Origin of the sequence: Rhizobium alarense (assembly GCF_021555155.1) — a bacterium.
Classification (GTDB): Bacteria; Pseudomonadota; Alphaproteobacteria; order Rhizobiales; family Rhizobiaceae; genus Rhizobium_D; species Rhizobium_D alarense.
The window spans coordinates 14158-32155 of the sequence record NZ_JAKGBU010000035.1 but is presented as its reverse complement, the minus strand read 5'-3'; the positions used below and the strand labels follow the sequence as shown (position 1 = coordinate 32155).

The following is a 17998-nucleotide window of genomic DNA, read 5'->3' as shown; positions in this document are numbered from 1 at the left end:
AAACAAACGGCCGGGGCGGGGCAAAGTTCCCGAACGGGGCGGAACCGGCGGCGCTCCCCGCCCCGATATCCGCCGAGACCCGGCTTCGGCCGGAAATTTCCGGCAGCGGAACAATTGGCGCGGTCGCGCATTGTGACAGCGGTTTAATGCAGGTCTTGGGAGCTATCCATGCTGGGCACAGTTCTACTCATAATCCTCATCCTCCTGCTCATCGGAGCACTTCCGAACTGGGGTTACAGCCGCGGCTGGGGTTACGGACCGTCGGGCGGCCTCGGCCTGATCGTGATCATCCTGCTGATCCTGGTGCTCATGGGCCGCATTTAGCGATTTGAACATTTAAAGGGAGACAGACGACATGAGGCTCATCATCCTTGCGACAGCAGCGGCCGTGACCGCGCTCACGCTTTCCTCCTGTACGCGCACCGAGCGCGGCACAACGATCGGCGCCGCGTCCGGCGCAATCATCGGCGGTGCCGTCACAGGGGATGTCGGCGGTGCTGCCGCCGGCGCCGTCGTCGGCGGCGCCGCAGGCTACCTGATCAGCCGCGGCGACGACGGCCGGTGCGTCTATCGCGACCGCTACGGCCGGCGCTACACGGCTCCCTGCCGGTAAGAAACCCGACCGTGAAAAGGAGAAACGGGCCCGAGGCCCGTTTCTTTCGTGTTCTTTCCAAAGGCAGAGGCATGACTTCAACGCGGCGCGTTGGCGCGTCTTTCGGCTTCGTCGAGCTGTTCGAGGAGGTCGAGCAGGTGGTCGGGAACCGGTTCGGTTTCGACGGAATCGTAGAAGGAGCGGAGCTTGCGGCCGATCACGCCGGCCGGGTCGGCGGCAACCCTTGGCTTCCCTTTCGCCGACTGCATCGCACCTTTTCCAGCAGGCGACTTCATCTCAATGCGCTCTCTGCCATGCAGTTCATCTTCCTCTCGCCCCAAAGCCCATCTACGACGATTGGTCGAGCTTGACATCGAAATCGTTTCCGCTTGATGAATTTACAGGAAACGGTCCGACTACGGAACAAATTCGAGGAGAATTTTATGTCGCTTTCCACCCGTATTGCACCTCATCTTCCCTATTTGAGGCGCTTTTCGCGTGCCGTTACGGGTTCCCAGACATCCGGCGACGCCTATGTGGCGGCGATGCTTGAAGCGCTCGTCGCGGATATAACGCTTTACCCCCAGGGTTCAAATGATCGCATCGGCATTTTCCGGCTTTATTGCGCGCTCTTCGACACGATCCAGGTGACTTTGCCCCAGACGCAATCACCGTTCGGCTGGGAGCGTCAGGCCGCCGCCAACCTCGGCTATGTTGCGCCAGCGGCCCGCAAGGCATTCCTGCTCGTCGCGGTCGAAGGATTCGACCTCGCCGAGACCGCCGACATTCTGGATGTTCCGGAGGAGAAGCTCAAAGCGTTGCTCGACGAAGCCGCGCGCGACATCTCGCTCCAGGTGGCAACCGACGTCCTCATCATCGAGGACGAGCCTCTGATCGCCATGGATATCGAGGATATGGTGCGTGGCCTCGGCCACAGGGTGACGGGCATCGCCCGCACCCATGCCGAGGCAGTCGAGCTCTTCCGCCGGGATCCTCCGGGTCTTGTTCTCGCCGACATTCAGCTTGCCGACGGCAGCTCGGGCATCGACGCGGTCAACGAGATCCTCAAGAACAGCAGCGTGCCGGTGATCTTCATCACGGCCTTCCCGGAACGCCTGCTGACGGGCGAGAAACCCGAGCCGGCCTTCCTGGTCACCAAGCCGTTCAACCCCGAAATGGTAAAGGCGCTGATCAGCCAGGCCCTGTTCTTCGACGAACAGGCGCGTCTCGCCAAAAGCGCCTGACCGCACAGACGTTCGGAGAAGAGCGCCTGCTCATCGAGACGGGCGTTCGACCATGGGTTCATCGGGTGGAGACCGGCAGGCCCCGGTCGGAAGACCGGGGCCGTCGGGCGGAACCAGCGACAAGAGACCGAGCGCCACGAGCCCGGATAAAAGCCGAGGTCGATCACCAGACTGATGGCGGCAAACGCCGCCATCGGGGCGACCGGTAGATCGTTGCCGTGTCTCCTGTCGGGCCTGCCGACTGACCGCCGGAAAGCCCCGCAGGCTTCATCGCGCCGCTCACGCGGCGCGGCAAGGTGCGCGGACCGCGACACGCGGCCCACGCCCGGCCGAGTGCGTCATGCCTTCGCGGCGACGACAATGACTTCGACGAGATATTCCGGCGCGGCGAGCTTGGATTCGCCGGTGGCGCGGGCCGGCGTGTTGCCGGGCGACGCCCATGCATCCCAGACGGCGTTCATCTTGGCGAAATCGGCCATGTCCGCCAGCCAGATCTGCGCGGAGAGGATGCGGGACTTGTCGCTGCCGGCGAGCGCCAGCAGGCGGTCGACCTCGGCGAGGGCCTGCTCGGTCTGCTTGGCGACGTCGTGGCCGGGTTCGCCGACCTGGCCGGCCAGGTAGACGGTGTCGTTGTGGACAACGGCCTGGCTCATGCGCGGGCCGGTTTCGAAACGGGTGATGGTCATGGTGTTTTCCTGTCAGACTGCGCCGCTGGCGATGGGACCGCGTGCCCCTTTTCAGGCGCATGCGGGCGACGATGCCAGTGATCCTATACGATCCGCCGCCGCCGGATGCCAGCGCGAATTGCCGCCGGCCTCACATGCCCCAACGCAGCGCCGCCGTGCGCACCGGACTGTCCCAGAGCGCCTGCCGCCCAGCGCCGAGCCCGGTGAGCGTGACCGAAAGGCCGGCCATGTCCAGCGAGGTGACAAAGGTGCCGACGAGCGAGCGGGCGATCGAAAGCCTGCGCGGCCGGAGCGCGCGGCGGATCGCGTCATAGGCGACATAGAGCTCGGCAACAGGTGTCGCGCCGAAACCGTTCACCAGCAGGAGGAACGGCTGGTCCTTCGAAAACGGGGCACGGTCGAGAATCTCGGCGCAGAGCAGTTCGGCAAGCTCGTCCGCGCGCCGGAACGCCTGGCGCGAGCGGCCCGGCTCGCCATGAATGCCGACGCCCACTTCCATCTCGTCCGGCCCGAGGCTGAAGGTCTGACGCGCCGTATCCGGCACGGTCACCCCCTTGAGCGCGACCCCGATGGTGCGCGTGTTGTCCACGGCCGCGATACCGAGCGCCTTCAGCGCGGCGAGATCGGCACCGGCCTCCGCGGCGGCGCCGAGAATACGCTCGACGACCAAAGTGCCGGCGACCCCACGCCGACCGGAACTGCGGCCGCTCGACGTGGTGGCGACGTCGTCGTCGACGACCACCGTTTCGACCCGATGGCCCCGTGCCGTCGCCATTTCGGCAGCCATCTCGAAATTCATCACGTCGCCGTCGTAGTTCTTCACGACGAGTACGGCGCCGCCACCCGTGTCGCATTCGGCAATGGCAGCCAGGATCTGGTCCGGGGTCGGCGAGGTGAAGATATGGCCGGTGCAGGCGGCGTCCAGCATGCCGGTGCCGACGAGCCCCGTATGCATCGGCTCGTGGCCGGCGCCACCGCCGGAAATGACGGCCACCTTGCCCGGCGTGAGCGCGCGGCGGCGCACGAATTTCCGATCCGGCCCGAATGCGACGAGATCGTCATGCGCGGCGACGAAGCCGCTGAGCCCTTCGGCGACCATGTCCTCCGCCCGGTTCATGAACTTCTTCATCCCCAACCTCCCGGCCCCATCCTAGTCATGCCGGGCGAACTCCTCCAGTGACTCCTGACCGTCGACGGCCATCAGGTTCGAAATACATCGTCTCACCCGCCATCGCGCAGGACCGCCGACAGACGGGCGACGAAATCCGCCACGGCCTCGTCCAGCAGGCGGTTCCTCCGCTCGTCCGCAAGATCGGGAACCATCAGCGACATCTGGCGCATGCCATCCGCACCGCCGAGGTCGGGCAGCTTCCCGGGGTGGGCTCGCTGGTATGCCTCGAGGAACCGCTCCTGCTCTAAGGGACTGAAGTGGCAAACGCGGATGACGGTTGCGAGGTGGCGCGCCGGCAGCGGCGTCGAATAGGCCGGGCTCGTGACCTGCGTCACGAAGCTTCGGTGCTTGCCGAGCGCGACGGCAAGCCGCTGGCGCGTGCCCGACGGGCGGTTGTCGATGATGGCCGCCAGGATTTCCTTGTAGACGAGGATTGCATCCTCTCCCGCTTCACGCGCCATCGCCGCCTCCCGTCAAGGAGGCACCGACGTGCCTCTGTTCGGCAAGGACGCGACGCGTCGCCGCCGCGGCGGGAGGCGGCACGGAAAAGTCCCGCAGGCCGGCCGCAAACAGCGCCGGCAGCGCGTCCGGATCGCCGGCGAGTTCGCCGCACACGGCCACCGGGCGCTGCAACGGCGCCGCGAGGTCTACGGCGAGGCGCACGAGCCGCAACACGGCGGGCATCGCTTCCAGGACCAGGTCGGCAACCTCCGCGTCGTCGCGCGCTGCAGCCGCCAGATGTTGGGCAAGGTCGTTCGTTCCGAACGAGAAGAAATCGGCGGCATCGAAGCCGTCGAGCAGCAGCGCCGCGGCGGGGACCTCCACCATCATGCCGATTTCAGGGATCCGGTGGGCGATCCCCTCGCCGGCAAGGCGCGCCGCCGCGTCCGCGACGCAGGCGCGAAGGCGTCTCATCTCCTCCGGAGCGGTGACGAAGGGTGCCATGACACGCAGTCCGGGATGCACCGCGGCGCGCAACAGCGCCCGGAGCTGGGGGGCCAGCAACTCCGGCCTTGCGAGGAGAAGGCGAAGGCCTCGCAGCCCGAGCGACGAACCGGCGGCTTCGCATCCGTCCGGCAGCGGCTTGTCGCCGCCGAAGTCGAAAAGCCGGATCGTCACCTCCGCGTCGCCCGCCCGGTCCAGTGCGGACCGATAGAGCAGATACTGGCGCTCTTCATCGTCGAAATCGGACGGCGAGCGAATCAGGAACTCGGTGCGGAACAGGCCGACCCCGTCCACCGCTGCGGGATCGATCCGCACAAGGTCGTCGGGGTGATTGATTGTCGCACGCACCGTGAAGGGAGTCCCGTCGGCAGCCTGTCGCGCATGGCTGACAGGATCCGGTGCCGGTGCCGGCGTCGGCCGCGATACGGCACGGGCAACACCGACCCCGGCGAGTCCGGCCACGACGCTGCCGTCCCCGCCGTCGAGAACGACGGGCATGCCGTCGCGTATCGCTGCCGGTCCGGTGGCAACAACCATGGGCACGGCGCGACTGCGGGCGAGCATGGCCACATGACTTGCCGGACTGCCCTTCGCCAGCACGATGCCGCCGCCCTCGGACCAGTCATGCGCGAGAAAGAGGCTCGGCGCGATATCACGGCCGACGAAGACGGAACCGGCAGGAAAATCCGGAGCGGAAAGGCCGCGCAGCGCCCGGAGAACCTGGTCGCGCACGTCGGCGAAATCCGCCGCACGCGCCCGCAGATGTTCGTCCTCCGCCTGTTCGAACCCGTGCATCAGGTCTCCGACCGCCCCGGCCCACGCGGTCTCGGTGTCTGCGCCCTCTTCCAGCAGGGGACGCACGGCCTTTTCCATCGTCGGGTCGAGCAGCAGTTCGATCTGGAAATCAAGGATCGCGGCGCTGTCGGCGTCGGACTGTTCGGCGAGTCCTTGCAGCTTCGCGACGACCGTCCTGATCGCCCGTATCAGCTCGTCGGGGTCGCCATGACGCCGTGTGCCGCGTTCAACGCCCAACGGAAGATCCCGCGCCAGGTGGGCGGGGCCGGCGGCCCGGCCTGGCGAGGCGCCCCTGCCCTGCAGCCTAAGCACTTCGGGCATGGCTTTTCTCTTCATCGAAATTTCGCTCGACCAGGCCGGTCAGCGCTTCAAGCGCTTCCACCGCCCCCGTGCCTTCGGCACGGATCGCAAGCACGAAGCCCTTGCGGATGCGTGCGCCCATGACCTTGACGATGCTCTTGCCGTTGAGCCAGACACCGCTGCCGTTGACCTGGACTTCGATATGGCACGGGAAGGAACGGGCGAGCCGGGTAAAGGAAACGGACGGGCGCGCATGAAGGCCGATGTCGTGCGTCACCTCGACCTCGACCTGCAGCGCAGCGCGCGCGTCGCCGTTCTCCGGCCGCTGTCCGTCCGCCCCGGTCGTCACGGCGACAGCTCCTCCGCCGTTGCGACGACGCGCGACAGCGGCGCACCGCCGGAGGCTTCGGCGGCAGCGATCACCGCGCCCTCGACCACCGGCGCATTGCAGATGACGACGCGCTTGCCGCGATCCGCGCCAAGGCGCTCGATTGCCATTTCGCTGTTCGTTTCCGCACCGCCGAGGTCGACGAAAACCGCCACGCCCGCCGCCGACCAGGCGCCCTCGATCGCCTCGAGGATCGCCGCCGCATTGGTGCCGAGCCCGCCATCCGCATTGCCGCCGCACCAGGCAAGCGGCACGCTGTCGCCCACCATCTGCCGCACCATGTCGGCAGCGCCGCGCGCGACGAGCGGCGAATGCGACACGATGACGATCCCGACATTTTGCCCAGCGGCGGTCATGCGGCGCGGTGCTCCTTCAGATAGTGGCAGATCGCCGAGGTCAGCAGCGCGCAGCTTCTGGCCCCCGGATCCATGTGGCCGATGGAGCGCTCGCCGAGAAACGACGCACGGCCGCGCAATGCCTTCATGCCGACGGTGAGGGTTGCGGACGTTTCCGCCCGCTCGGCGATCGCCGAAAGGGCGTGTCGCCTTATCACTTCGTCCTGCACCGGGTAAAGCACGTCGAGCAGTGTCTTCTCGCCGCGCTGCGCCCGGCCGCGCCGTGCCACCGCCTCGACGGCTCCGGTCAAGGCGGCGGAGAAATCCGCCTCCCCGCCGGCCGCGAGCCGGCGGCCGATCTCCATCAGCAGCGTCCCGTAAAGCGGGCCGGAGGCGCCGCCGATCGTCAGCACCAGCGTCAGGCCGATCTCCTCGATCGCCTGGGCCAGAGGCATCTGCGAGAAGCGGTCCCGATCTGCATAGACCGCTTCACAGCCGCGGCGCATGTTCGTGCCGTGATCGCCGTCCCCGATCGCCCGGTCGAGCTCGGAGAGGTGGTCCGCATGCGCCGCGATGATCTCCCGGCATGCAGCAATGAGGCCGCTCACCAGCACCTGATCGTCCCGCAAAGCCGCCTCCTCTTGCACGCACAGAGACATTCGTCGCTATTTCATCGCCGCAACGGCCTCGAACACGGAAGCGACCGCTTCCGCCCCCGGATCCGGTACGCCATCCAGATTGCTCTCGCCGACATAGGCCGCCCGGCCGGCCCGAGCCCGCGTCATGCCCCGCGTCGCGTCCGCACCGGCCCGCGCGGCCGCAGCGGCCGCCGCCACCCCATCGGCTGCAAGCGCATCGAGCGCCGGTTCCAGCGCATCCACCATGGTCCGGTCGCCCCTTCTGGCGCCGCCATAGAACGTTACGCGCTCAAGCCCGGAGCGGAAGGCATCCGCGAGGCTTGCACCGCCGGCAAGCCGCTGGGCCGTCGCGGTCAGGAAGATGGAAAGCAACACGCCGCTCGACCCGCCCATGCTCGTCGCAAGCGTCGCGCCCATGATGCCAAGCGCGGCGGCGGGATCGGCAAGCGGCAACGTCGGGAGTTGCGCCAACACACTGCGCGCGCCGGTCGCGACCGTCGACCCGGTATCGCCGTCGCCGGCCCTGGAATCGAGGCGGTTGAGCTCCGTCTCCAGCGAGATCAGGTGCTCGCAGACCGTTCGGATCAGGGTTGCAGCAGTCTCATCGCTGCCTGCAGTCACGGCATCGACGGTGTCGACCCGCGGCGCGGGCTGGATGGTGATCGGGCGGGGTTCCACCGGCACGGGCCAGGCACGCGGGCCGACGGCCGCACGAAGTGCTGCCTCCCGCACGGCGTCGAGCCTGATGAGCGACAGGGAAAAGCCGTTCATGTTGAGCGCCGTCATCAGCGGCGCGGGCCCCAGGACCAGCCTGGCGCGCCTGCCGAGTGGCGAGCGCAGCACGTCGCGCGCGACAAGGCCCATTTCGAGCGGCGGCACGGCACCGAGATTGTTGATGAGCAACGCATAGTCGCCCGCATCGTCGATCGTCGCGGCAAGGCGGCTCGCCATCGTCTCGACGAGAGAGACGGACGCGCGCATCGCAATGCGTTCGACGCCGGGCTCGCCATGGATGCCGAGGCCCAGCTCGCATTCCGCTGCACCGAGCCGCTCTTCGTGTGCCTGCCCCGGGATGGAGCAGGAGGAAAGCGACATGCCGAGCGAGACCGTGTCTGCCGCGGCAGCGCGCGCCGCCTCGGCAACCGCGGCAAGCGTCTCGCCCGTCTCGGCAAGATGCCCGGCGATCTTGTGGATGAAGAGCGTTCCCGCCACGCCGCGCGGCTGGGCGAGCTCCGGCAGGGCGATGTCGTCGGCGACGATCACCATCTCGACCTTGAAGCCTTCCGCGCGGGCCTTCTCCGCCGCAAGGCCGAAGTTCAGCCGGTCGCCGGTATAGTTCTTGACAACGAGCAGGCAGCCCGGCGCGCCCGTGACGGCGCGGATGGCCGTCAGAACCGCGTCGACGCTCGGCGACGCAAATATCTCGCCGGAAACCGCCGCCGTCAGCATGCCCCTGCCGACAAAACCCGCATGCGACGGCTCATGCCCTGCGCCGCCGCCGGAAATCACGGCAACCCGGTCCTTCTTCCAGTCGGCGCGCAGCACGACCTTGATCTCGGGATAGCTGTCGAGGCGCGCGAGTTCGCCGGGCGCGGACGTCATGAGCAATCCGTCGAGCGCCTCGGTGACGATGTCTTCCCGGCGGTTCAGAAAATGCTTCGTCATGCAATCGATCCTCGTCTCTGCCTGTTATGCCAGCCGTTGCCCGTCCGCGCCGAAATAAAGCGGATCGCGCAGCCTGAGATCAACCCGGTCACCCGGCCGGATCGCAAGATAGGGATCGGCAAGCGTTACCAGCCGGTGGCTGCCGATCCTGATGTGCAGATGGTTCTGGTCGCCGAGATGTTCGATCCAGTCGATCTCGGCATTGCCATCGCCAACGCGTGCGATCTCGATATGCTCCGTCCGCGCACCGATCGTCTTCGTGCCTGCCGGCGTACTGCCCCCCGGCAGCACGCCGGCAGGCAGGAGGTTGATATGCGGCTGTCCGAGCCGGGCGGCGACATGCAGGTTCGCCGGGTTGCCATAGATTTCGCGGGGCGTACCGATCTGCACGAGTTGGCCTTCCGACAGAATGCCGATGCGGTCCGCCATGGTCATCGCCTCGATCTGGTCGTGCGTGACATAGAGCAAGGTGGCGCCGAGTTCGCTCTGGATCCGCTTCAGCTCGAGCCGCAGTTCGGCCCTGAGCTTCGCGTCCAACGAGGAGAGCGGCTCGTCCATCAGAAAGATCGCCGGTTTGCGGACCAGCGCGCGGCCGATCGCCACGCGCTGCATCTCGCCGCCCGAAAGCCGGGTCGAGCGGTTCTCCAGCTTGTGATCGATGCGCACCATCCTCGCGACCTCGCGCACGCGGCGGTCGATCTCGTCTGCCGGCATCTTTCGGGCGGGAGATTTCAAAGGAAAGGCGAGGTTCTCGTAGACCGTCAGATGCGGATAGAGCGAATACTGCTGGAAGACGAAGGCGACGTCGCGGCTTGCCGGCGCTTCGGCGTTCACCTCGCGGCCGGCAATGGTGATACGGCCGCCTTCCGGCTTCTCCAGTCCCGCGATCAGTCGCAGCGTCGTCGTCTTGCCGGCACCTGTCGGGCCGAGAAGCACGACGAATTCGCCGTCGCGAATGGTAAGATTGAGGTTACGCACTGCCTCCGTTTCGCCGAAGACCTTGGTGATACCCGTCAGCCGGACCTCAGCCATGACGCGCCTCCTGGTAGAGCGAGGATGGGATGGCCTTTCCGGAGACGCAGTCGAAGAGCGCCAGCTTTTCGCTGGCAAGATCGAGCCCGACCGTCTCGCCGATGCGGAACGTCTGGTCGGAGGAAACCCGCGCCTTCACCATACCCTGCATCGTCTCGACGGAAACGATCTGGTTCGTGCCGAGATATTCGCTGCCATAGATCGCGCCGCGCAACCGTGAGGCGTCGTTGAACCGGATGTGCTCCGGCCGGACACCGAGCGCGACCTCGCCTTCCTGTTTGTCGGCGCGCACTTCGGGGACGACAATTTCGGCCTCGCCGACCCGCACTGCGGTTGCGCCGTTCTTCAGCCCGGACGTGAACCTCAGGAAATTCATCGGCGGCGAACCGATGAAGTCGGCGACATACATCGAGGCGGGCCGGCTGTAGATCTCCTGCGGCGTGCCGTATTGCTCGATGACGCCGTGGTTCATGACGGCGATCTTGTCGGCCATCGCCATCGCCTCGTGCTGGTCGTGCGTCACGTAGACGGTGGTGGCGTGGATGCGGTTGTGCAGTTCGCGCAGTTCGTGGACCATCACCTCGCGGAACTCGGCATCCAGCGTGCCGAGCGGCTCGTCCATCAGGAAGCACTTCGGCCGGCGCACGATGGCACGGCCGAGCGCCACCCGCTGCCGGTCGCCGCCGGCGAGCCCCGAGACCGAGCGGTCGAGAATATGGCTGATCTGGAGAAGCCGCGCCGTCTCTTCCACACGGGCCCTGGTCTCCGCCTTCGGCACACCCTGGGAGAGCAGCGGGAAGCCGATGTTCCTGCGCACGTTCATGTGCGGATAGAGCGCGAAGAGCTGGAAGACGAAGGCGATGTCGCGGGCGCTCGCCCGGTTGAAGGTGACGTCCTCGCCGTCGAGATAGATCTTGCCGCTCGTCGGCAGTTCCAGCCCGGCAATCATTCGCAGCGTCGTCGTCTTGCCGCAGCCGGACGGTCCGAGCAGCGCCAGGAACTCGCCGTCATGGACGGTGAAGGACGAGTCCTCGACGGCGGCGAAACTGCCGAACTGCTTGCGCAGGTTTTCGATCCTGATCTCCGCCATGGGCTACTCCGGAAACTTGGAAACGATGATGAACAGGACGGTGCCGGCGAGAAGGGTCACCAGCGACCAGGTGTAGAGCACCAGCGCGAAGGGCTGGAAGAGCATCAAAAAACCGAGACCGATGAGCACAGTGGCGACGTTTTCCATCGGTCCGCGGCGAACGAAGAAAGGCCGTTTCGGCTTTGGTGGATTTGTCTGATGGATCGTCATTTGCGGACCGCTCCAAAGGTGATGCCGCGCAGGAGCTGCTTGCGCAGGAGAATGGTGAAGACGAGGATCGGCACGAGAAAGATCGTCGTACCGGCGGCAACTGCCGGCCAGTCCATGCCGCCCTCGCCGATGATCGTCGGGATGAAGGGCGGTGCGGTCTGGGCGGTGCCCGAGGTCAAAAGCACCGCGAAGGCATATTCGTTCCAGGCGAAGATCAGGCAGAAGATGGCGGTTGCCGCGATACCGGTCGTCGCCTGCGGCAGCACGACCTTCCAGAAGGCCTGCATGCGGGTGTAGCCGTCGATCATCGCCGCCTCCTCGTATTCCCGCGGGATCTCGTCCATGAAGCCTTTCAAAAGCCACACGGCGAGCGAGACGTTGACGGCGGTGTAGAGCAGGATCATGCCGAGCGCAGTGTCGGAGAGGCCGAGTTCGCGGTACATGAGGTAGATCGGGATCGCGACGGCGATCGGCGGCATCATGCGTGTCGACAGGATGAAGAACAGCAGATCGTCGGCGAGCGGCACGCGAAAGCGCGAGAAGCCGTAGGCGGCGAGCGTGCCGAGGAAGACCGCCAGGAAGGTTGAGCCGAAGGCGATCACCATGGAGTTGGTGAAGCGCGGCCAATAGTTGGATGCTCCGGCGATCACCATGTTGCGGCCGCGGGTGATCTCGTCGCAGGTCGACTGCGCCGGCCCGAGCGACTCGATATATTCCGCCGTCTGGCGCGTGCGCGTGGTGAAGAGGTTGCAGTAACCCTCGAGCGTCGGCGTGAAGACGATCTTCGGCGGATAGCTGATCGAATCGGGCGGCGACTTGAAGCTGGTGAGAAAGATCCAGCCGAGCGGCACCATGGTGACGATCGCATAAAGAATGACGATCGCGCCAGCGATGCGTTTGGTCGTGATGCTCGGCTCGACGACGGAATGGGCGGAGGTGGTGTTGCTCATCGCTGCTTCACCCTGTTCAGCGCCTTGACATAGATATTGGCGAGCCCGAAGACCGCGACGAAGAGAATGATGGCGAAGGCGGAGGCACGGCCGGTGCGCCAGCTCTCGAAAGCCTCGCGCTTCAGCGTGATCGAGGCGACTTCGGTCGTAGAGCCCGGTCCGCCGCCGGTCAGAAGCATCACCATGTCGAACATCTTGAAGTTCTCGATGCCGCGGAAGAGCACGGCGAGCATGATGAAGGGCAGCGCCATCGGGATGGTGATCGACCAGAATTGCCGCCAGCCCGAGGCCCGGTCGACCTCCGCCGCCTCATAGATGTAGTCGGGTATCGAGCGCAGGCCGGCGAGGCAGATCAGCATCACATAGGGCGTCCACATCCAGGTATCGACGATGATGATCGACCAGGGGGAGAGCGCCACGGAGCCCAGCATCTCGAAGGAGGACGGCGGCACGCCGGTCACGTAGGAGATGATGTAGTTGAAGAGCCCGATCTGCGGCTGGTAGAGGAAGCGCCAGAAATTGCCGACAACGGCCGGCGACAGCATCATCGGGATGAGGATGACGGTCGTCCAGAAGGCGTGTCCCCGGAACTTGCGGTCGATCAGATAGGCGAGCGTGAAGCCGATCAGCGTCTGCAGCACGATCGTCCAGAAGACGAAATGCGCCGTGGTCTGCATGGCGATCCAGATGTCGCTGTCGGTCAGCACGCGGACATAGTTCTGGAACCCGACCCCCTCCACGTCAGCGTTCGGCCGGTTGGCGCGGTAGTTGGTGAAGGAGAGCCTGACGGCCCAGACCAGCGGAAAGATGTTGATGGCGAGAAGAAGGCCGATGGTCGGCGTGATGAAGAGCCAGGCGATCGCCCGGTCGGACAGGCCGCCGATGCGTTTGGCAAGCGGCACGGGCGTCGCACCTGCGGCCCGCTCGGCCGTCTTGTCCAGAAGTGTCGAATCGGTATCGGTCACGAAGGGTCACCTGTTATTGCAAGACGAAGGCGGCAGAGCCGCCCGGCACGGTCGCCGGACGGCCCTGTCGGGAGGAACTCAGAGCTTCCCGTCGTCCTCGAAGACTTCCGTCCAGTCCTTGACGAGCGCGTCGAGCGCTTCCTTCGCCGTTCCCTGATCGGCGACGACATAGTCGTGCATGCGCTTCTGCATGGCCTGCAGCAGGATGGCGTAGGAAGGCTCCTGCCAGAAGTCCTGCACCTGGTTCATCGCGACGAGGAAGTCGGCCGCAAACGGCTGACTGTCCTTGAAGGACGGATCGTTCAGCACGGCGTTGTGCACGGCATAGCCGCCGAACGACCACCACTTCTTCTGGACGTCAGGCTGCGCGAACCATTTGACATAGGCAAGCGCGCCTTCCATGTTGTCGGTGTTCGCCACGACCGAGATGCCCTGCCCGCCGAGCGTCGAGGCGGCCGTCGTGCCCTTCGGGTTGACGAAGAAGCCGATCTTGTCGCCGCCGACATTCTCGTCCTTGGCGAGGCCCGGGAAGAAGGCGAACCAGTTCATCGCCATCGCCGCCTGGCCCGATTTGAAGGCATCCAGCGTCTCGCCCATATAGGCGTCGGTGTAGCCGGGCGGTGTGCAGCACTTGTAGAGCTCCTTGTACATTTCGAGCCCCTTGACGGCATCGGCCGAATTGACCGCGCCCTCCATGTCGTACTTGCCGGCCGTGTTCTCGTACTTGAAGCCGTTGGCATAGAGCGCCTGGGTGATGCCCATGGTGATGCCTTCGGACGCACGCTCGGTGAAGATCGCCGCGCCGTAGACCGTCTTGCCGTCGATCTCCTTGCCCTGGAAGAACTTGGCCGTTTCCAAGAGTTCATCCCAGTTCGTCGGGACCGCCAGATCGCGGCCGGTCTTTTCCTTGAACTCCGCCATGATCGCGGGATTGGTGAACCAGTCCTTGCGGTAGAACCAGGCGTTCGCGTCGCCCATCGCCGGCAGCGCCCAATAGTTCGGCGTGCCTTTCGGCCAGGTGGCATAGGCATTGACGGCGGCTTCGGCGAAGTCGCTCATCTTGATGCCTTCCTTGTCGAAGAAATCGTTGAGCTTGACGTAGTAGCCGTTCTCGGCGGAGCCGCCGAGCCACTGGCTGTCGCCGATCAGAAGGTCGCAGAGCTTGCCGCCCGAGTTCAGCTCGTTGAGGATGCGGTCGGCGAAGTTCGGCCACGGCACGAACTCGAATTTCATCTCCGTGCCGGTGGCCGCCGTGAAATCCTTCGACAGTTCGACCAGCGCGTTTGCCGGGTCCCAGGCGGCCCAGCACAGTGTCAGTTCGTCGGCCTGCGCGAGGGTCGGCATGGCCGTCGAAAGGCCAAGCGCCGCCGTTGCCCCGAGAAGGGTCCTGCTCATCGTTTTCATGTAATCCTCCCAGATTCAGAAGCCGGCCCCACGCCGCTCCCGGAAAACTCTCAAAGTTCCCATGCCCGGCACGGCCCTCACTCTGCCATGTTGAGCAATATGTTTAGTGATACGCATTTTACTAAACACATCAAGCGGGAATCGTTGCTGCAGTGCACAGCGCCAGGCGGCCGGAATGCGCGTCGTCACCGACCGCCACGGCTGTCACAAGAGCAGAAACAAAGAGATAGTTTTGCCGCAATGCGAGAGGATTGCGATCGAACTCAGCCGCTTTATCGCGCCGCCGATGGATATTCTGACAGGTGCCCTGCGGATGCGCGATGCCGCCGCCCATCGGACGTGACCCGATGCCTGCCGGCATCACTCAACAAAGGTCAACAAGACTGCCGTATTTCAGCGCGCCTGATCGAGCGCCTGCAGGCCCCTTGCCGCGGCGGTGACGATGGCGGCGATCGGCGCGGCGATATCGACTGTCACGACGCCGGGCTCGCCGGACGGATCCTCCAGCGTCGCGAGCTGGCTGTCGAGCAGGCTGACCGGCATGAAATGGTCCTTGCGCGCCTGCATACGCGTGAGCAGCAGTTCCCGGCTGCCCTTCAGGAAGACGAAGGCGAGCGGGCCGCCCGCCGCGCTGCGCAGCCGGTCCCGGTAGGTCCGGCGAAGGGCCGAACAGGACACGACGATGCCCTTTCCCCGGGCCACGCCCGCGGCGATTTCGCCGCCGATCACGTCGAGCCACGGCCAGCGATCGTCATCGGTAAGCGCAATGCCGCGCGACATCTTCTCCACATTCGCGGCCGGATGGAGCCTGTCGCCCTCGACGAATTCGAGGCCGAGCGCTGCGGCCAGCCCCTCGGCGACCGACGTCTTGCCGCAGCCGCTCACGCCCATGACCACGATAGCCTTCACCAATGCCCTGCTCCGTCCAGACTCATCCGCCGCCGGGTGATAGCAGGCCGGGCATGCGCTGTCTTCTTTCGGCGGACCGGCGTCTCAGGCACGCTTCCGCCGTTCGAGGCGCGCCTTGATCGCATCGATGTCGACCCGCGGCGTCGCGGCAAAGAGGGTTTTCGTGTAACTGTGCTGCGGATTGTCGAACACCGCGTCCCGGCTGCCGTATTCCACAGCCTCCCCGAAATACATCACCATCACGTCGTCGGCGATGTGGCGCACCACCGAAAGATCATGGCTGATGAAGACATAGGTCAGGTGGAACTCCTCCTGGAGATCGGCGAGAAGGTTCAGCACCTGCGCCTGAACAGAGAGGTCGAGCGCCGAGACCGGCTCGTCCAGCACGAGGAGGCGCGGATTGAGCATCAATGCGCGGGCGATTGCCACGCGCTGGCGCTGGCCACCGGAGAACATGTGCGGATAGCGGCTATAGTGCCTCTCCTCGAGCCCCACCTTCTTCAGCATGGCCATCGCCCGTCCGCGACGTTCGTCGGCCGAAAGCCTGGTGTTGATGACCAGCGGTTCGGTCAGGATATCGCCGATCTTTTTGCGCGGGTTGAGCGAGCCATAGGGGTTCTGGAAGACGATCTGCACCTTGCTGCGCATCTCGGGCGTCAGCGGTTCGGCGGAGATATCGACCTTCTTCCCGTCGATCAGCATCTCGCCGGAGGTGGCCGGGTCGATCATCGTCACGATGCGGGCGAGCGTCGACTTGCCGCAGCCGCTTTCGCCGACGATCGCCAGCGTCTTGCCTTCTTCGACCGTGAAGCTCACGCCCTTTACCGCGTGGATCGTCCTGCCCTGCTTGAAGAGGCCGCCGGGGATCTGGTAGTCGCGCTTCAGGTTGCGCCCTTCGAGAACGGGGGTCATCACGCGGCTCCCTCGAAAATCTCGGCATCCGTCAGCTTCTCGGTGATCGTCGGCAGCCGTCCGCCGACGGCATTTTCCGGCAGCGCCGACAGCAGCGCCTTCGTGTAGACGCTCTTCGGTGCGGCGAACAGCGAAAGCACGTCGGCTTCCTCGATCTTGCGCCCCTTGTACTGCACGATGACGCGATCGGCGGTCTCGGCGACGACGCCCATGTCATGGGTGATCATGATGAGGCCCATGCCGTATTCGGCCTGCAGACGCATCAAGAGATCGAGGATCTGCTTCTGGATCGTCACGTCGAGCGCCGTCGTCGGCTCGTCGGCGATCAGCAGCTTCGGATTGCAGGCGAGCGCTGTCGCGATCATCACGCGCTGGCACTGGCCGCCCGACATCTGATGCGGAAAATGGCCGAGGCGCTCTTCGGGATTGGGAATGCCGACGGCCTGGAACAGCTCGATGGCGCGGGCGCGGCGCGCCTTCCGGTCGAGGTCGGTGTGGAACCGCAACACCTCCTCGATCTGGAAGCCTACCGTAAAGCACGGGTTTAGGCTCGCCACGGGCTCCTGGAAGATCATGGCGATGTCCTTGCCGATGATCCTGCGCCGGTCGCCGTCCGACATCGCCCGCATGTCGCGGCCGTTGAACTCGAGCGTGTCGGCGGAGACCTTCGCCGTCCACGGCAGAAGCCCCATGGCGGCAAGCATTGCGACGGACTTGCCCGAACCCGACTCGCCGACGATGGCAAGCACCTCGCCCTCGTCGACCTTGAGCGACACGCCATCCACGGCACGGAAGGGACCGGAGGCCGTGTCGAATTCGACGACCAGGTTTTCGATTTCGAGAAGCGGCATCACGACCTCTTCAGCTTGGGATCGAGGGCGTCGCGCAGGCCGTCGCCCATCAGGTTGATGGCGAGCACGGTGACCAGGATGGCGAGGCCCGGAAAGGTGACGACCCACCAGGCGCGCTGGATGAATTCGCGCGCCTCGGCGAGCATGGTGCCCCATTCCGGCGTCGGCGGCTGCGCGCCCATGCCGAGGAAACCGAGCGCCGCCGCGTCGAGGATCGCCGCCGAAAAGGCAAGCGTCGCCTGCACGATCAGCGGCGCCAGGCAGTTCGGCAGGATCGTCAGGAACATCAGCCGCAGCGTGCCGGCGCCGGAAACCTGCGAACCGACCACGTATTCCTTGGAGCGTTCGGTCATCACGGAGGCGCGCGTCAGCCGGACGAAATGCGGCTGGTTGACGAGCGAAATCGCGATCATCGCATTGAGCAGGCCCGGCCCGAGCACGGCCACCAGCACGAGCGCGAGCAGCAGCGACGGGAAGGCCAGGATAATGTCCATGATGCGCATGATGAACGTGTCGATCCTGCCGCGGAAATAACCCGCGACGAGACCGATCAGCACACCCGAGATCACCGACAGGGTGACCACGACGAGGCCGATGAACAGCGAGAAGCGCGCACCGTAGATCAGCCGCGAGAGGATGTCGCGGCCGACGGCGTCGGTGCCGAGGATATGGCCCCAGGAACCATCCTCGTGCCAGACGGGCGGCTGCAGCAGCAGCTCGCGGTTCTGGATGCTGGGGCTGTGCGGCGTCACGATCGGCGCCAGCACCGCGAGCACGAGGATGACCAGGAACACTGCAAGACCGATGACCGCCCCCTTGTTGCGGGAGAAGTAGAACCAGAATTCCGAAAGGCCCGAAGGCGGCGCACCGCCGGTCTTCGTTTCGGCCGTGTTTTGGACTGCACTCATCGGCGGTC

The 17998-nt window shown here is 65.5% G+C and carries 23 protein-coding genes; 4 read left to right on the top strand and 19 right to left on the bottom strand.

From position 1 onward, the window contains the following. The first annotated feature begins 168 nt into the window (after positions 1-168). Together LXM94_RS12780 and LXM94_RS12775 are read left to right on the top strand one after the other, a co-directional pair. The gene (locus LXM94_RS12780; protein WP_148651140.1) at positions 169-324 is read left to right on the top strand and encodes a DUF3309 family protein; all 156 of its coding nucleotides are present in this window, start codon (positions 169-171) and stop codon (positions 322-324) included. Between the two features lie 31 nt (positions 325-355). After that, on the top strand, positions 356-613 hold the full coding sequence (locus tag LXM94_RS12775) for a glycine zipper domain-containing protein (protein ID WP_235771804.1): 258 nt from the start codon (positions 356-358) through the stop codon (positions 611-613). Positions 614-690: 77 nt separating this feature from the next. On the opposite strand, the gene LXM94_RS26180 is transcribed toward LXM94_RS12775, so the two are convergent. Continuing rightward, on the bottom strand, positions 691-966 hold the full coding sequence (locus LXM94_RS26180; RefSeq protein ID WP_235771802.1) for a NepR family anti-sigma factor: 276 nt from the start codon (positions 964-966) through the stop codon (positions 691-693). Between the two features lie 69 nt (positions 967-1035). On the opposite strand from LXM94_RS26180, the gene LXM94_RS12765 reads away from it, so the two are divergent. Further along, on the top strand, positions 1036-1836 hold the full coding sequence (locus tag LXM94_RS12765) for a response regulator (RefSeq protein WP_235771800.1): 801 nt from the start codon (positions 1036-1038) through the stop codon (positions 1834-1836). A 338-nt stretch (positions 1837-2174) separates the two neighbouring features. On the opposite strand, the gene LXM94_RS12760 is transcribed toward LXM94_RS12765, so the two are convergent. From LXM94_RS12760 to LXM94_RS12695, 14 genes are all read right to left on the bottom strand, one after another. Further along, positions 2175-2522: a RidA family protein gene (locus tag LXM94_RS12760; protein ID WP_235771798.1), complete on the bottom strand. Its 348-nt coding sequence runs from the start codon at positions 2520-2522 to the stop codon at positions 2175-2177. A gap of 130 nt (positions 2523-2652) precedes the next feature. Continuing rightward, the gene (dhaK, locus tag LXM94_RS12755) at positions 2653-3651 is read right to left on the bottom strand and encodes a dihydroxyacetone kinase subunit DhaK (protein WP_235771796.1); all 999 of its coding nucleotides are present in this window, start codon (positions 3649-3651) and stop codon (positions 2653-2655) included. A gap of 92 nt (positions 3652-3743) precedes the next feature. Continuing rightward, positions 3744-4154, bottom strand: coding sequence for a hypothetical protein (locus LXM94_RS12750; RefSeq protein WP_235771795.1), 411 nt, complete (start codon positions 4152-4154; stop codon positions 3744-3746). Then, complete coding sequence (locus LXM94_RS12745) at positions 4144-5754, bottom strand: putative PEP-binding protein (protein WP_235771794.1); 1611 nt, start codon at positions 5752-5754, stop codon at positions 4144-4146. Before LXM94_RS12745 ends, LXM94_RS12750 begins: the two co-directional genes overlap by 11 nt. Then, positions 5738-6082: an HPr family phosphocarrier protein gene (locus LXM94_RS12740; protein WP_408015637.1), complete on the bottom strand. Its 345-nt coding sequence runs from the start codon at positions 6080-6082 to the stop codon at positions 5738-5740. The genes LXM94_RS12745 and LXM94_RS12740 overlap by 17 nt, the downstream gene beginning before the upstream one ends. Then, entirely contained in the window at positions 6079-6477 is a 399-nt protein-coding gene (gene dhaM / locus LXM94_RS12735; RefSeq protein ID WP_235771793.1) for a dihydroxyacetone kinase phosphoryl donor subunit DhaM, read from the bottom strand. The genes LXM94_RS12740 and dhaM overlap by 4 nt, the downstream gene beginning before the upstream one ends. Beyond that, positions 6474-7115 (bottom strand): dihydroxyacetone kinase subunit DhaL, encoded by a 642-nt coding sequence (dhaL, locus tag LXM94_RS12730; RefSeq protein WP_235771792.1) that lies wholly within the window; start codon positions 7113-7115, stop codon positions 6474-6476. The genes dhaM and dhaL overlap by 4 nt, the downstream gene beginning before the upstream one ends. Before the next feature lie 6 nt (positions 7116-7121). Then, positions 7122-8759, bottom strand: a complete 1638-nt coding sequence (locus LXM94_RS12725) for a dihydroxyacetone kinase subunit DhaK (RefSeq protein ID WP_235771791.1) — start codon at positions 8757-8759, stop codon at positions 7122-7124. Between the two features lie 24 nt (positions 8760-8783). Continuing rightward, the gene (locus tag LXM94_RS12720; protein WP_235771790.1) at positions 8784-9791 is read right to left on the bottom strand and encodes an ABC transporter ATP-binding protein; all 1008 of its coding nucleotides are present in this window, start codon (positions 9789-9791) and stop codon (positions 8784-8786) included. Further along, entirely contained in the window at positions 9784-10881 is a 1098-nt protein-coding gene (locus LXM94_RS12715; RefSeq protein WP_235771789.1) for an ABC transporter ATP-binding protein, read from the bottom strand. Before LXM94_RS12715 ends, LXM94_RS12720 begins: the two co-directional genes overlap by 8 nt. 3 nt (positions 10882-10884) lie before the next feature. Further along, positions 10885-11091: a hypothetical protein gene (locus LXM94_RS12710; RefSeq protein ID WP_235771788.1), complete on the bottom strand. Its 207-nt coding sequence runs from the start codon at positions 11089-11091 to the stop codon at positions 10885-10887. Continuing rightward, the gene (locus LXM94_RS12705) at positions 11088-12041 is read right to left on the bottom strand and encodes a carbohydrate ABC transporter permease (RefSeq protein WP_235771787.1); all 954 of its coding nucleotides are present in this window, start codon (positions 12039-12041) and stop codon (positions 11088-11090) included. The genes LXM94_RS12710 and LXM94_RS12705 overlap by 4 nt, the downstream gene beginning before the upstream one ends. Beyond that, positions 12038-13006 (bottom strand): carbohydrate ABC transporter permease, encoded by a 969-nt coding sequence (locus LXM94_RS12700; protein ID WP_235771786.1) that lies wholly within the window; start codon positions 13004-13006, stop codon positions 12038-12040. The genes LXM94_RS12705 and LXM94_RS12700 overlap by 4 nt, the downstream gene beginning before the upstream one ends. A gap of 78 nt (positions 13007-13084) precedes the next feature. Continuing rightward, on the bottom strand, positions 13085-14410 hold the full coding sequence (locus LXM94_RS12695) for an ABC transporter substrate-binding protein (protein ID WP_235771784.1): 1326 nt from the start codon (positions 14408-14410) through the stop codon (positions 13085-13087). Positions 14411-14585: 175 nt separating this feature from the next. On the opposite strand from LXM94_RS12695, the gene LXM94_RS12690 reads away from it, so the two are divergent. Next, positions 14586-14753, top strand: coding sequence for a hypothetical protein (locus LXM94_RS12690; RefSeq protein ID WP_235771782.1), 168 nt, complete (start codon positions 14586-14588; stop codon positions 14751-14753). A 50-nt stretch (positions 14754-14803) separates the two neighbouring features. On the opposite strand, the gene LXM94_RS12685 is transcribed toward LXM94_RS12690, so the two are convergent. The 4 genes from LXM94_RS12685 to LXM94_RS12670 all read right to left on the bottom strand — a co-directional run bounded on the left by LXM94_RS12685 (position 14804) and on the right by LXM94_RS12670 (position 17990). Further along, on the bottom strand, positions 14804-15301 hold the full coding sequence (locus LXM94_RS12685) for a gluconokinase (protein ID WP_235771829.1): 498 nt from the start codon (positions 15299-15301) through the stop codon (positions 14804-14806). 102 nt (positions 15302-15403) lie between these two features. Next, the gene (locus LXM94_RS12680) at positions 15404-16231 is read right to left on the bottom strand and encodes a dipeptide ABC transporter ATP-binding protein (protein WP_235771780.1); all 828 of its coding nucleotides are present in this window, start codon (positions 16229-16231) and stop codon (positions 15404-15406) included. Continuing rightward, a complete protein-coding gene (locus LXM94_RS12675) occupies positions 16231-17082 on the bottom strand; it encodes an ABC transporter ATP-binding protein (RefSeq protein ID WP_235771778.1) in 852 nt (283 codons plus the stop codon). Before LXM94_RS12675 ends, LXM94_RS12680 begins: the two co-directional genes overlap by 1 nt. Beyond that, positions 17082-17990 carry an ABC transporter permease subunit gene (locus LXM94_RS12670; RefSeq protein WP_235771776.1) on the bottom strand — a complete coding sequence of 303 codons (909 nt, stop codon included), beginning with the start codon at positions 17988-17990 and terminating at the stop codon, positions 17082-17084. The genes LXM94_RS12675 and LXM94_RS12670 overlap by 1 nt, the downstream gene beginning before the upstream one ends. Between the last annotated feature and the right edge of the window lie 8 nt (positions 17991-17998).